This is a genomic window from Pseudomonas sp. A-1, from assembly GCF_004801855.1.
In the GTDB taxonomy this organism is placed as follows: Bacteria; Pseudomonadota; Gammaproteobacteria; order Pseudomonadales; family Pseudomonadaceae; genus Geopseudomonas.
Genome location: NZ_SSTC01000035.1, coordinates 15,876 through 27,493, shown reverse-complemented (window position 1 = coordinate 27,493; position 11,618 = coordinate 15,876). Strand labels below are relative to the sequence as shown.

Annotated in this window: 15 protein-coding genes and 1 tRNA gene; 7 read left to right on the top strand and 9 right to left on the bottom strand. The window is 67.0% G+C overall.

What is annotated here, in order from left to right; genetic code table 11:
- Nucleotides 1-69 precede the first annotated feature (69 nt).
- The 3 genes from E5198_RS10055 to E5198_RS10045 are packed head-to-tail and all read left to right on the top strand — an operon-like array spanning nt 70 to nt 1,169.
- Nucleotides 70-627, top strand: coding sequence for a DUF3365 domain-containing protein (locus E5198_RS10055; protein ID WP_136489861.1), 558 nt, complete (start codon nt 70-72; stop codon nt 625-627).
- The gene (locus E5198_RS10050; RefSeq protein ID WP_136489860.1) at nt 620-886 is read left to right on the top strand and encodes a metal-sensing transcriptional repressor; all 267 of its coding nucleotides are present in this window, start codon (nt 620-622) and stop codon (nt 884-886) included. Before E5198_RS10055 ends, E5198_RS10050 begins: the two co-directional genes overlap by 8 nt.
- Before the next feature lie 55 nt (nt 887-941).
- Nucleotides 942-1,169 carry a YheU family protein gene (locus E5198_RS10045; RefSeq protein ID WP_136489859.1) on the top strand — a complete coding sequence of 76 codons (228 nt, stop codon included), beginning with the start codon at nt 942-944 and terminating at the stop codon, nt 1,167-1,169.
- A gap of 26 nt (nt 1,170-1,195) precedes the next feature.
- Here E5198_RS10045 and E5198_RS10040 read toward each other — a convergent pair whose 3' ends face one another.
- From E5198_RS10040 to E5198_RS10030, 3 genes are all read right to left on the bottom strand, one after another.
- Nucleotides 1,196-1,624 carry a hypothetical protein gene (locus E5198_RS10040; protein WP_136489858.1) on the bottom strand — a complete coding sequence of 143 codons (429 nt, stop codon included), beginning with the start codon at nt 1,622-1,624 and terminating at the stop codon, nt 1,196-1,198.
- Nucleotides 1,625-1,777: 153 nt separating this feature from the next.
- Nucleotides 1,778-3,436, bottom strand: a complete 1,659-nt coding sequence (locus E5198_RS10035) for a cation acetate symporter (RefSeq protein WP_136489857.1) — start codon at nt 3,434-3,436, stop codon at nt 1,778-1,780.
- Nucleotides 3,436-3,750: a DUF485 domain-containing protein gene (locus E5198_RS10030; RefSeq protein ID WP_168772511.1), complete on the bottom strand. Its 315-nt coding sequence runs from the start codon at nt 3,748-3,750 to the stop codon at nt 3,436-3,438. Before E5198_RS10030 ends, E5198_RS10035 begins: the two co-directional genes overlap by 1 nt.
- 272 nt (nt 3,751-4,022) lie before the next feature.
- Here E5198_RS10030 and E5198_RS10025 point away from each other — a divergent pair, with 272 nt between their 5' ends.
- Nucleotides 4,023-4,247: a DUF2061 domain-containing protein gene (locus E5198_RS10025; protein ID WP_136489856.1), complete on the top strand. Its 225-nt coding sequence runs from the start codon at nt 4,023-4,025 to the stop codon at nt 4,245-4,247.
- Nucleotides 4,248-4,353: 106 nt separating this feature from the next.
- Nucleotides 4,354-5,937, top strand: a complete 1,584-nt coding sequence (locus tag E5198_RS10020; RefSeq protein WP_136489855.1) for a beta (1-6) glucans synthase — start codon at nt 4,354-4,356, stop codon at nt 5,935-5,937.
- 94 nt (nt 5,938-6,031) lie between these two features.
- Here E5198_RS10020 and E5198_RS10015 read toward each other — a convergent pair whose 3' ends face one another.
- The 5 genes from E5198_RS10015 to dapA all read right to left on the bottom strand — a co-directional run bounded on the left by E5198_RS10015 (nt 6,032) and on the right by dapA (nt 10,103).
- A complete protein-coding gene (locus E5198_RS10015) occupies nt 6,032-7,087 on the bottom strand; it encodes an extracellular solute-binding protein (protein WP_168772510.1) in 1,056 nt (351 codons plus the stop codon).
- Between the two features lie 252 nt (nt 7,088-7,339).
- A tRNA-Ser gene (locus tag E5198_RS10010) sits at nt 7,340-7,429 on the bottom strand.
- Nucleotides 7,430-7,527: 98 nt separating this feature from the next.
- On the bottom strand, nt 7,528-8,397 hold the full coding sequence (locus E5198_RS10005; protein WP_136489853.1) for a phosphoribosylaminoimidazolesuccinocarboxamide synthase: 870 nt from the start codon (nt 8,395-8,397) through the stop codon (nt 7,528-7,530).
- A gap of 89 nt (nt 8,398-8,486) precedes the next feature.
- Nucleotides 8,487-9,203, bottom strand: coding sequence for an outer membrane protein assembly factor BamC (gene bamC, locus E5198_RS10000; protein ID WP_136489852.1), 717 nt, complete (start codon nt 9,201-9,203; stop codon nt 8,487-8,489).
- 21 nt (nt 9,204-9,224) lie between these two features.
- Nucleotides 9,225-10,103 (bottom strand): 4-hydroxy-tetrahydrodipicolinate synthase, encoded by an 879-nt coding sequence (gene dapA, locus E5198_RS09995; RefSeq protein ID WP_136489851.1) that lies wholly within the window; start codon nt 10,101-10,103, stop codon nt 9,225-9,227.
- 170 nt (nt 10,104-10,273) lie between these two features.
- Here dapA and E5198_RS09990 point away from each other — a divergent pair, with 170 nt between their 5' ends.
- Nucleotides 10,274-10,831, top strand: coding sequence for a glycine cleavage system protein R (locus E5198_RS09990; protein ID WP_136489850.1), 558 nt, complete (start codon nt 10,274-10,276; stop codon nt 10,829-10,831).
- Nucleotides 10,832-10,855: 24 nt separating this feature from the next.
- Complete coding sequence (locus tag E5198_RS09985) at nt 10,856-11,329, top strand: peroxiredoxin (protein WP_136489849.1); 474 nt, start codon at nt 10,856-10,858, stop codon at nt 11,327-11,329.
- 12 nt (nt 11,330-11,341) lie between these two features.
- Here the strand turns inward: E5198_RS09985 and E5198_RS09980 are convergent, their stop codons facing one another.
- The gene (locus E5198_RS09980) at nt 11,342-11,593 is read right to left on the bottom strand and encodes a sulfurtransferase TusA family protein (RefSeq protein WP_136489848.1); all 252 of its coding nucleotides are present in this window, start codon (nt 11,591-11,593) and stop codon (nt 11,342-11,344) included.
- Between the last annotated feature and the right edge of the window lie 25 nt (nt 11,594-11,618).

Sequence of the window (11,618 nt, the reverse complement as noted above, 5' to 3'; positions counted from 1 at the left end):
TTGCTTTTGGCCGGCCGCCCCAAGATACTCCCCACAGTACCTTGAAAGCGCCACCTACAGGAGTTCTCCATGCGCATTGCCAGTCTCGCCCTGCTCGCCACCCTCGCCGCTCCGGCCATGGCCGCCGACACCCAGCAGCTCGCCGCCGAGGGCGCCGCACTGATTCCGCCGTTCCAGCAGCAGCTGCTGGACACCGTGAAGGCAGCCATGCAGGATGGTGGCCCGGTCAAGGCCGTGGAAGCCTGCCAGCTGCTCGCACCGCAGATCGCCGCCCAGCACAGCCAGGCGCCATGGCGGGTCGGCCGTACCGCGCTGAAGGTGCGCAACCCGAACAACGCGCCGGACGCCTGGGAGCGCCAGGTGCTGGAGCAGTTCGCCGCGCGTGCCGCCGCCGGCGAGCCGGTGGCCGAACTCAGGCATGCCGAGGTGGTCGATGGCGAATTCCGCCTGATGAAGGCCATCCCCACCGGCGAGCCCTGCCTGGCCTGCCACGGCAGCAAGCTCAAGCCGGAACTGGCCGCAGTGATCGATCAACGCTATCCGCAGGACCAGGCCCGCGGCTTCGCCCTCGGCGAGCTGCGCGGCGCCTTCACCCTGCGTCGAACCCTGGATACCCCGAATGAGTGACACGCCCCCCCACCAGCAGGACGCCATGCTCAAGCGCCTGGCCCGTATCGAGGGTCAGGTCCGCGGCCTGCAGGCGATGATCCGCCGCGGCGAGGACTGCGAGGCGATCGCCCAGCAATTCGCCGCGGCGCGCAAGGCACTGGACCGCGCCTACCAGGAAATGCTCGCGTGCCTGCTGGAGGAGGCGGTGCTCGATCCCGAACAGGACAGCCGCGCGACCCTCAGCCGGGTGCGCGCGATCTTCACCAAATACACCTGAACGCCCGCCAGGATCGCCCGTGAGCAGCAGGGACGCTGCGTCGCCGAGATGCCCCATGCTGATTCCCCACGACCTGCTCGAGCCCGCCACCCTGACCCGCCTGATCGAGGACTTCGTCACCCGCGAGGGCACCGACAACGGCGACGACACGCCGCTGGACACCCGCGTCGCGCGGGTGCGCCAGGCCCTGCAGCGCGGCGAGGCGATCATCGCCTTCGACCCGGACAGCCAGCAGTGCCAGCTGATGCTGCGCCGCGACGCCCCGGCCGAATGGCTGGACTGAGCGCCGCGCCCAGCCCCCTCCCCGCCTCAGCCGCGCACGCCACCCTCGTGCTCCCAGGCGCAGCGCATGCGCAGCACGCCCTCGCCCGGATGATGGCAGCCCTGTTCGCTTTCCCAGCGGAAGGTGTGGAAACCGCGCAGCTCGGTATCCAGGTGCACCACCGCACTGGACCAGTACAGTCGCCCGAGCAGGGCCTCGAACTGCTTCAGCCAGGCCACCCACTCGTATTCCACGGCACGGTAACTGGCGCCGAAATGGATCACCTGGGTCTGGTACAGGCCATCGCCCTCGAAGCGACAGAAGGAGAACATCGGCCGGCTGAGCAGCGCCAGCGCGCCGATATCCGGCAGCTCGTCGAGCATGCGCCGGTTGTGCAGCCGGCGAACGCGCCGCTCCTGCGGATCGCCGTCCGGACAGTCGCGGATGCAACCGTAAACGATGGATTCCGGATCCACACGGACACTCCTGAAATGACAGGCCCGCCTTCTATCACAGCGACCGGCGGCAGGAAAGGAACTGCGCCATGGCGGCGGAGAAAAGCCGCCAACAAACAAAAAGGGGCAGCCCGCAGGCTGCCCCTTCTTGCTTGGCTCGGTTGAGCGTGCCGCTTAGTGCGCTACCGCACCAGTGGCACCCAGGCCGGTCTGCGAACGCACGAACTGCGGGAAGAAACGCTCGCGCTCGTCGCTGGCCATCTTGGACTTGTCGGTGATCGAGAAGAACCAGATGCCGATGAAGGCAACAGCCACCGAGAACAGCGCCGGGTAGGAGTACGGGAAGATCGCCTCGGCGTTGCCCAGCACCTGCACCCAGACGGTCGGGCTGAGGATGGTCAGGACCAGCGCGGTGAACAGCCCCAGTGCACCACCGATCAGCGCGCCGCGGGTGGTCAGGTTCTTCCAGTACATGGAGAGGAACAGGACCGGGAAGTTGCAGCTGGCGGCGATGGAGAAGGCCAGACCCACCATGAAGGCGATATTCTGCTTCTCGAAGGCGATACCCAGCAGGATCGCGACCACACCCAGAGCCAGGGTGGTGCGCTTGGTCACCTTCATCTCGTCCTCTTCCTTGGCCTTGCCCTTCTTGATCACGCAGGCGTACAGGTCGTGGGACACGGCCGAGGCGCCAGCCAGGGTCAGACCGGCAACCACCGCCAGGATGGTGGCGAAGGCCACGGCGGAGATGAAGCCGAGGAACAGGTTGCCGCCGACGGCGTTGGCCAGGTGGATGGCCACCATGTTGGTGCCGCCGATGATGGCGCCAGTGGCGTCCTTGTACTCGGGGTTGGTGCTGACCAGCAGGATCGCGCCGAAGCCGATGATGAAGGTCAGGATGTAGAAGTAGCCGATGAAGCCGGTAGCGTAGAACACGCTCTTGCGGGCTTCCTTGGCGTCAGACACGGTGAAGAAGCGCATCAGGATGTGCGGCAGACCGGCGGTACCGAACATCAGGGCCAGACCCAGGGAGATCGCGGAAACCGGATCGGTCACCAGGCCGCCGGGGCTCATGATGGCCTCGCCCTTGGTGTGGATCTTCACGGCTTCGGAGAACAGGGAGCCGAAGTCGAAGCCCACGTGCTTCATCACCATCAGCGCCATGAAGCTGGCACCGGACAGCAGCAGGACCGCCTTGATGATCTGCACCCAGGTGGTGGCCAGCATGCCGCCGAACAGCACGTAGCAGACCATCAGCACGCCGACCAGGATCACCGCGACGTAGTAGTCGAGACCGAACAGCAGCTGGATCAGCTTGCCGGCACCGACCATCTGGGCGATCAGGTAGAAGGCGACCACGGTCAGCGAGCCCAGGGCCGACAGGACGCGGATCTGGGTCTGGCCGAGACGGTAGGACGCCACGTCGGAGAAGGTGAACTTGCCCAGGTTGCGCAGGCGTTCGGCCATCAGGAACAGGATCAGCGGCCAGCCGACCAGGAAGCCGATGGAGTAGATCAGGCCGTCGAAGCCGCTGGTGAACACCAGGGCGGAAATACCCAGGAAGGACGCCGCGGACATGTAGTCACCGGCGATCGCCAGGCCGTTCTGGAAGCCGGTGATGCTGCCGCCGGCGGTGTAGTAGTCGGCGGTGGAGGTGTTGCGCTTGGCCGCCCACTTGGTGATGCCCATCGTCAGGACGATGAAGATCACGAACATGGAAATGGCGGTCCAGTTGGTCGCCTGCTTCTGGACTTCGCCGGTCAGGGCTTCGCCCGCCAGCAGCATCGGGGAGGCTGCCAGCAGGGCTGCAGCGCTCAGGAAACGAGCAATCATTATTTTTGGGCCTCGTTGAGGATTTCCTGGTTGATGCGATCGAACTCGCCGTTGGCACGCTGCACGTAGACACCGGTCAGGGCGATGGCCAGGAAGATCAGGCCCAGGCCAGCCGGGATGCCCCAGGTCGTGACGGTATCCGGGCCGAGCGGAATGCCGAACACCTTCGGATCGAAGGCGATCACGAGGATGAAGGCGAAGTAGGCCACCAGCATGATCGTCGAAAGGATCCACGCGAAACGACCGCGCTTGGCGACCAGTTCCTGGAAGCGTGGGTTGGCATAGATCTGCCGGTACACGTTTTCATTGTTCATTATTAGTCTCCAACGTCTGTCGAGCCTCCCACTGGGTGGCATGTACGCTACTTTATGACCCCCACCGACGAACACCAGACGACTTTAGTCGTGCCCCAAACCCTTGATCTTGAGCGCCTGCGGCCTTGACGGAAAAAACTGGTGACAATTCGACTTTTGATTGAGATCACCTATTTGATCCATCGACGACAGCCATTTCCCAGACCTCCCGCCGCGAGCCATGCTTGCTACCAGGCGACAACCGATCTCGTTCAACCACGCGGAGGTGCACCATGCTCAAGACCATGACCTTCACCCTGATGCACTTCTGCATCGCCTTCGGCGTGGCCTATGCCCTGACCGGCAGCCTGGCCGTCGGCAGCCTGCTGGCCATCGTCGAACCGCTGTGCAACTCGGTCGGCTTCTTCCTGCACGAGAAGATCTGGCAGCGCGTGGAGCATCGGCAGACCGACAGGCAGCAATCCTCCGCAGCGCGCTGGCAGCACCGGCACGCCTGAGCACCGCTGCATGTTCCGCGCAGCCTGTTACAGAACGTGCACGCCTCTGGCGCACGGGCGGGGCGATCTTTAATATCCGCGGCTTCGCCTATCGCCCCGTGCCACCATGACCGCCCGATCGCGCTGCCTCCCGCTGTACTGCCTGTCCCTGCTGTTCACCCTGATCGCCCTCGCCGGCCTGTGGTACGGCCTTGGCCGCGAGCAGCCGCTGCCCGACCCGCAACTGGCCAGCGACAAGCTGCAATGCGCGTCCTACAGCCCGTTCGACCACGACCAGTCGCCGTTCAACAAGCCGCTGAACATCCGCCGCGAGCGCGTCGAGGCCGACGTCGCCCTGCTCGCCGAGCGCTTCGACTGCCTGCGCACCTACTCGGTGACCGGCCTCGACTACCTGCCCGACCTGGCCCGCCAGCATGGCCTCAAGCTGATGATCGGCGCCTGGGTGAGCCGCGAACCCAAGGCGACCCGCCGCGAGATCGAGCGGGTGATCCGCATGGCCAACGCCCACCCGGACGTGGTGAGCGCGGTGATCGTCGGCAACGAGGCGCTGCTGCGCCGCGAGATCAGCGCCAGCCACCTGACCGCGCTGATCGAGGAGGTGAAGTCGCGCGTCGAGCAGCCGGTGACCTACGCCGACGTCTGGGAGTTCTGGGAGCGCCACCCGGAGATCGCCCCGGCGGTGGATTTCATCACCATCCACCTGCTGCCCTACTGGGAGGACGACCCTACCGGCATCGACGGCGCACTGGCGCAGGTCAGGCGCGTGCACGACGAGTTCGAGGAAAGATATGCGCCCAAGCCGATCTTCATCGGCGAGACCGGCTGGCCGAGCGAAGGCCGCCAGCGCGAGGATGCACGCCCCAGCCGGGTCAACGAGGCGCGATTCATGCGCGGCGTGATCGACATGGCCGAGCAGAACGGCTGGCAGTACAACCTGATCGAGGCCTTCGACCAGCCCTGGAAGCGCATCAGCGAAGGGACCGTCGGCGGCTACTGGGGACTGCTCGACGCCCACCGCAACGACAAGGGCGTGCTGGCCGGACCGGTATCCAACCTGCCGGACTGGCAGCACTGGCTGGGCCTGAGCATCCTGCTGCTGGGCGGCGGCCTGCTGCTGGGCGGCGCTCCGCTCGCCCGGCCATCCGCCTGGCAACTGCCGCTGGCCACCGGCATCGCCGCCGCCGTCATCACCCTGTGGGCCGAGCAGATGCGCCTGGACAGCCGCCATCCGGGCGAGTGGCTGTGGCACGGCGCCCTGCTCCTGCTGAGCCTGCTGAGCGCCGCGCGCGGGCTGCTGCACCTCAACCCGCCGGCGGCAGGCTGGCGCGCCCGATTGGCCACCTGGCTGGCGAGCCGCTCCAGCACGCTGCTGCTGGCCATTGCGCTGGCCGGCGCCTGGCTGATGATGGCCCAGGTGTTCGACCCCCGCTATCGCAGCTTCCCCACCTTCGCCATGCTGCTGCCGGCATTGAGCTTCTTCCTCTGGCCGTCGCGCGGACCGCGCGACGAACTCGGCCTGCTCGCCGTGCTGATCGGCATCGGCCTGCCGATCATGCTCTGGCAGGAAACCCTACTCAACATCCAGGCCGCGGGCTGGGGACTGGTCGGCCTGCTGCTGGTCGCCGTGCTGTGGCGCAGCCGCCAGCCGTCGGGCATGCCCAGCCTGCCGGAACTGCCGGCGCGCGCCTGAGTCGCCCGCCCGCGCCGCGGAAAGCCCGGCCGCTCGGTCCGGCAGGACATGCCCAGCCCGGACTGTGCCGGGCTGGGCTGGGGCGGCGAAGGCGTCAGCGGCCGCCTACCCGATTCTCCAGCAGGCGCGGCCAGAAGTCGTCGATCAGCTTGCCGACCTCCTCGCGCGGCGCCTGGTAGCCGAACATGTCGGCACTCAGTCGCGCCGCCTGCACGCTGCCGCCCTCCGCCTCCAGCGCCTGACGCGCCCTGGCGTTCGGCGTCTGGTAGTAGGTGGCCCGGGCAATGCGCGCGGAAACCTCGGGGCGCAGCATGTAGCGGATGAAGGCCTGCGCCTCCTCGGGGTTCTTTGCGGCGGCAGGAATCGCCAGGATGTCGACGAACACCAGGCTGCCCTCCTCCGGCACCATGAACTTCACCGGCAGCCCCTTGGCCGCAGCGGCCAGGGCATCGCCGGTCCAGGCCATGCTCACACAAAGCTTGCCGCTGCCCAGATCGTCGACGTAGCGGCTGCTGTCGATGTAGCGGTAATGCGGGCGCAACCGCCCGAGCTGCTCCAGCACCCGCGAGACATAGGCCTCGCCGGCCGTTCCGAGGCTACGCCCCTGGTAGTTGGCCAGCAGGCTGGTCACGTCGTTGGCCGAATCGAGCAGGGTCACCCCGCAGGCGGACAACCTGGCCAGCAGGGCCTTGTCGAAGACCAGCCCCCAGGTATTGGGCACCGGGCCGCCCAGCGCGGCTTCAGCCTGCGGCACGTTCACCGCCAGGCCGATGCTGCCCCACAGGTAGGGCACGCCGTACTCGTGGGTCGGATCATGGCCGGCCACGCGCGCCATGATCAGCGGCTCGAGCGCCTCGAACCCCGGCAGACTGGCCGCCGCGTAGGGCCGCAGCAATCCCTCCCTGATCAGCTTGCCGAAGTTGTCCGTGGAGGGCACCACGACATCCAGGGCCTCGCCCTGCTTCAGCAGCGCGTAGACTTCCTGATCGCTGTCGTAGGTCCGGTAATTGACTTCGATCCCCGTTTCCCGGGTGAAATCCGCCAGCACCGCAGGATCGATGTAGTCGTTCCAGTTGGCGACATTCAGGGGCTGGGCGTGGACGGGGGACAGCGCGAACGCCAGCAGCGGCGCCATGATCCATTTCTTCACGGTGCGAGATCCATTCGATGGGTAGATAGCGTTGTGGTCGCCCGCCGCGGTTTCCCCTGGCGCAGCGACAGCCATGGACAGCCTTCAGAAGAGCGCGCGAATCACAGGGCCTTTTCTCGCGAAAGCCAGCGTGCACGCGCTCCCGCCGACGGACGAAAAGCACGGAAAGGACAGGCCGGCCACGACCGGGGAGGAAAGCTTTCCCCGCAAAATGAAAAAGCCCCGGAAGCCGAAGCTTCCGGGGCCTGAATATGGCGGGGAGATAGGGATTTGAACCCTAGGTACCCTCGCGGATACAACGGATTTCGAATCCGTCCCGTTCGACCACTCCGGCATCTCCCCCAAGTCGGCGCACATGATACCAGCTAGAATCCGTTTGGCGAAGCCCCCTCGAGAGTTTTTTTCGCGCCGGATCAGCAACTTGCGCGCCGCGGCGATGCTCAGCGGGTCAGCCGGGTCAGCGCCTCGCGGTACTTGTCGGCGGTCTTCTGCGCCACCTCGACGGGCACCGCCGGGGCCGGCGGCTGCTTGTTCCAGCCGGTGGACTCCAGCCAGTCGCGCACGAACTGCTTGTCGAAGCTCGGCGGATTGCTGCCTTCGGCGTAGCTGTCGGCCGGCCAGAAGCGGCTGGAGTCGGGGGTCAGCGCCTCGTCCATCAGGGTCAGGGTGCCGTCCTCGTCGAGGCCGAACTCGAACTTGGTGTCGGCGATGATGATGCCGCGGGTCGCGGCGTACTCGACCGCCGCGCTGTACAGGGCGATGGCGGTGTCGCGCACCTTGGCGGCCAGCTCGGCGCCGATGATCGCCTCGCACTGGGCGAAGGAGATGTTCTCGTCGTGATCGCCGACGGCGGCCTTGGTCGAGGGGGTGAAGATCGGCTGCGGCAGCTTGGCCGCCTCCTTGAGGCCGGCCGGCAGGGCGATGCCGCAGACGGTGCCGCTCTTCTGGTACTCCTTCCAGCCGGAGCCGACCAGGTAGCCGCGCACGATGGCCTCCACCGGCACCGGCTTGAGGCGCTTGGCGACCACCGCGCGGCCCTCCACCAGCGGCAGCTCGGCCGCCGGCACCACGTCCTCGACCCGGTCGCCGGTGAAGTGGTTGGGCACCAGGCCCTTGAGCTTGTCGAACCAGAAGTTGGAGATGGCGGTGAGGATCTTGCCCTTCTCCGGGATCGGCTGCTCGAGGATGACGTCGAAGGCCGAGAGACGATCGGTGGCCACCATCAGCATGCGCTTGTCGTCGATTTCGTAGAGGTCGCGGACCTTGCCCGAGTAGATCTTCTTCAGGCTCAGAGTGGTGGGTGTGCTCATAGCGGCATTTCCGTTTCTGGTAAGCAAGACAGGCGAAACCCGAGGGGTTTCGCCTGTCGCGGTGGATGGCTGGAGCCCGAAGGCCCTGCTCAGCCGAGTTTATCCTGGATCAGCTCCAGCACGCGGCGCGCCACGTCGGCCGGTGCCACGGCGTCGATGCCCTTGTCTACCGACACCTGCACGCTGCCGCCGACGCTGGTCAGGCGTACCTGATAGCGCTCGGCACGCGCCTCGATGTCCTCGGCCTCGTCCTTGCCGCCGAGCAGACGAGAGAAGAAGCCCGGCTCCTCGTCCGGCTGCTTCGCCTCCTCCGCAAGGTTGATGTAGTAGACGCCGAGACTGCGGTTCATGTCGTCGACGCGCACGTCGGCATCCTGCAGCGCCCGGCCGACGGCCGACCAGGCGCGATCGAAGTCGCTGGCCAGGGTCAGCAGCGGGTTGCCGCTGCCGTCCTGGCCCAGACTGACGCGTGCAGGAGCGTCGAAGCTGCGATCGGCCAGCAGCGATACGCTGCCACCCGGCGCATCGCCAGCGGAGGCGATCTCGCCGGCGCGCAGGGCGCGCGGACGCGGCACCTCGAACTTGCCCTCGGCGCTCGGCGTCGGCACCGCGGCCGGCACCGGCAACAGCGGCTCGAGGGGGCGCGCCTGGACATCCGGCGGCAGCTGCATCGGCGCCGCCTCGCGGGCCGTCAGGTAATCGCTGCCGCGATCACGGAAGTAGCCGTTGTCGCCCCAGATCCAGCCGCATCCGCTGCTGGCAGCGATACTCAGGGCGAGCGCGGAAAATCCGGCCAGTCGCTTCATGCGTGTTCTCTCTCCGTCGGGTCAGGCCAGCACGCCGGCCTGGCGCATGGCCTGGCGCAGCGGCTCCTGGCAGCCCTGGCTGAGCCAGGTCAGGGGCAGGCGGATGCCTTCGGGAATCAGGCCCATTTCGTGCAGGGCGAACTTCACCGGAATCGGGTTGGCCTCGCAGAACAGCTTCTGGTGCAGCGGCATCAGGCGTTCGTTGATGGCACGGGCGGCTTCGGCCTCGCCACGCATGGCCAGGGCGCACAGCTCGCTCATCGCGCGCGGGGCGACGTTGGCGGTCACCGAGATGTTGCCCTTGGCGCCCATCAGCATCAGCTCGACGGCGGTGGCGTCGTCACCGGAGAAGGTCAGGAAGCCCGAGGCGACCTTGTCCAGCACTTCCTTGCCGCGGACCAGGTCGCCGGTGGCTTCCTTGACGCCGATGATGTTCGGCACTTCGGAGAGACGGGCGATGGTGTCCGGCAGCATGTCGCAGGCGGTACGCCCCGGCACGTTGTAGAGGATCTGCGGGATGGCCACCGCTTCGGCGATGGCCTTGTGGTGCAGGTACAGGCCTTCCTGGGTCGGCTTGTTGTAGTACGGGGTCACCAGCAGGCAGGCGTCGGCACCGGCCTCCTTGGCGGCGGCGGTCAGCTCGATGGCCTCGCGGGTGGAGTTGGCGCCGGTGCCGGCGATCACCGGGATGCGCCCGGCGACCTGCTTGACCACGTGACGGATCACCGCCACGTGCTCCTCGACGTCCAGCGTCGCGGACTCACCCGTGGTGCCGACCGCGACTATGGCGTTGGTGCCTTCCCGGAGTTGAAAATCGACCAGCTGGGTCAGGCTGTCCCAATCCAGACGGCCCTGTGCATCCATGGGCGTGACCAGTGCCACCATACTGCCCGCAATCATGCAACCACTCCTGCCGCTATATAAAGAAAGGCGTAATGTTACTGGCGCCACCGGCCTTGCACAAGCTGGCGGCGGCGGGCCGGCCATTCCCCTGGTCGGCGCTTTTCGCTACCCTTCCCGCCTTTGCCGGCAGCCGTTCTGCCGCCACTTCTTTGCTCCAGGAATCCTGCATGTCGACCATTCCACCCCGTGAACAGTTTCTCGTGATCAGCGCCCTGGGAGCCTCGCCCATGGAGCTCACCAGCGTACTCTGTCGCGCCGCCCAGGAAAGCCGCTGCAACGTGGTCAGCAGCCGCCTGACCCGCCACGGCGAGTACAGCGCCCTGGTGCTGCAGCTCAGCGGCAGCTGGGACGGCCTGGCGCGCCTGGAAGCCGGCCTCGGCGCCCTGGCCAAGCGCCACAAGTTCAGCCTCAACGTGATCCGCAGCGCCGCCGCCGTGGAGCGGCCCAACGCCCTGCCCTACGTGGTCTACGTCAGCGCCGCCTATCGTCCGGACATCCTCGGCGAGCTGTGCCAGTTCTTCAGCGACCACCGCGTCGAGCTGGAAAACATCACCTGCGACACCTACCAGGCACCGCAGACCGGCGCCCTGCTGCTCAACGCCACCATCACCGTGACCCTGCCGCCGGGCACCCAGATCAGCTGGCTGCGCGACCAGTTCCTCGACTTCGCCGACGCCCTCAACCTCGACGCCCTGATCGAGCCGTGGCGCCCGCAGAACCCGTAACCCCATGCGTCCAAGGAGAGCCCCATGCCCGTAGCCATCGATTCGCCCGTCGCCGACTTCCAGGTCCAGGCCACCAGCGGCCAGCAGGTCGTGCTCAGCGCGCTGCGCGGCAAGCAGGTGGTGCTGTACTTCTACCCCAAGGACAGCACCCCGGGCTGCACCACCGAGGGCCAGAACTTCCGCGACCTGCACGGCGAATTCGCCGCCGCCAACACCCTGGTGTTCGGCGTGTCGCGCGACAGCCTGAGGTCGCACGAGAACTTCAAGTGCAAGCAGGAGTTCCCCTTCGAGCTGATCTCCGATGCCGACGAGCAGCTGTGCCGGCTGTTCGAAGTGATCAAGCCGAAGAAGCTGTACGGCAAGGAGTACCTGGGCATCGAGCGCAGCACCTTCCTCATCGACCGCGATGGCGTGCTGCGCCAGGAATGGCGCGGCGTGAAGGTGCCGGGCCACGTCGACACCGTGCTGGCCGCCGCCCGGGCGCTGAACGCCGGCTGACGCAGCGGGCCGTCAGGCCTTGCGCAGCCAGTAACGGAAGCAGCCGCCCTCCTCTTCCTCGCGCAGCAGCGCGTGACCGGCCAGCCGCGCGAAGGCACGGAAATCGCGCTGCGAGCCGGCATCGGTGGCGGTCACCTTGAGCACCGCGCCGCTGGGCAGGCGGTTGAGTTCCAGCTTGGCCTTGAGCAGCGGCAGCGGGCAGCTCAGGCCGCTGGCGTCCAGCTCGGCGTCATGGGCCGGCACCGGCCCGCAGGGTTCGCTCATCGTCACTCTCCGCAAATGCCACGCA

Bases quoted from the DNA above. Each gene is read 5' to 3' on its own strand.
- E5198_RS10030 (WP_168772511.1), bottom strand. From the start codon at position 3,750: ATGAACAATGAAAACGTGTACCGGCAGATCTATGCCAACCCACGCTTC.
- E5198_RS09990 (WP_136489850.1), top strand. From the start codon at position 10,274: ATGTCGACCATTCCACCCCGTGAACAGTTTCTCGTGATCAGCGCCCTG.
- E5198_RS10055 (WP_136489861.1), top strand. From the start codon at position 70: ATGCGCATTGCCAGTCTCGCCCTGCTCGCCACCCTCGCCGCTCCGGCC.
- E5198_RS09985 (WP_136489849.1), top strand. From the start codon at position 10,856: ATGCCCGTAGCCATCGATTCGCCCGTCGCCGACTTCCAGGTCCAGGCC.
- E5198_RS10020 (WP_136489855.1), top strand. From the start codon at position 4,354: ATGACCGCCCGATCGCGCTGCCTCCCGCTGTACTGCCTGTCCCTGCTG.
- E5198_RS10035 (WP_136489857.1), bottom strand. From the start codon at position 3,436: ATGATTGCTCGTTTCCTGAGCGCTGCAGCCCTGCTGGCAGCCTCCCCG.
- E5198_RS10050 (WP_136489860.1), top strand. From the start codon at position 620: ATGAGTGACACGCCCCCCCACCAGCAGGACGCCATGCTCAAGCGCCTG.
- E5198_RS10005 (WP_136489853.1), bottom strand. From the start codon at position 8,397: ATGAGCACACCCACCACTCTGAGCCTGAAGAAGATCTACTCGGGCAAG.
- E5198_RS10045 (WP_136489859.1), top strand. From the start codon at position 942: ATGCTGATTCCCCACGACCTGCTCGAGCCCGCCACCCTGACCCGCCTG.
- dapA (WP_136489851.1), bottom strand. From the start codon at position 10,103: ATGATTGCGGGCAGTATGGTGGCACTGGTCACGCCCATGGATGCACAG.
- bamC (WP_136489852.1), bottom strand. From the start codon at position 9,203: ATGAAGCGACTGGCCGGATTTTCCGCGCTCGCCCTGAGTATCGCTGCC.
- E5198_RS10025 (WP_136489856.1), top strand. From the start codon at position 4,023: ATGCTCAAGACCATGACCTTCACCCTGATGCACTTCTGCATCGCCTTC.
- E5198_RS09980 (WP_136489848.1), bottom strand. From the start codon at position 11,593: ATGAGCGAACCCTGCGGGCCGGTGCCGGCCCATGACGCCGAGCTGGAC.